This is a genomic window from Peribacillus sp. SIMBA_075, assembly GCF_046534585.1.
The window spans coordinates 1-229 of sequence record NZ_JAWRYN010001752.1 but is presented as its reverse complement, the minus strand read 5'-3'; the positions used below and the strand labels follow the sequence as shown (position 1 = coordinate 229).

Here is a 229-nt window from a genome sequence, read left to right as displayed (position 1 = left end):
CGTAAAAACGGATGTGCGCAAACTGCAGTGGCCAAACTTTTTTCATATACCAGATGAGCGCTGCCGCAATAAAGACCAAGCCAATATTGCCGGCAATTGCTGCCCCGGTAATGCCGTATCCGGGCACCAGCCATAAATTGCCGGCCACTTTTAGCAGCAAGCCTGTCCCCAGCAGCAATGCCGGCACACGGATTTTTCCGAAACCGTAAAGAATCGCCGTCAATACCAG

Annotated in this window: 1 pseudogene; it reads right to left on the bottom strand. The window is 52.0% G+C overall.

Annotated features, from left to right (window positions below):
* Window positions 1-229, bottom strand: a pseudogene (locus tag SB775_RS34445) (polysaccharide biosynthesis C-terminal domain-containing protein); the annotation flags it as partial.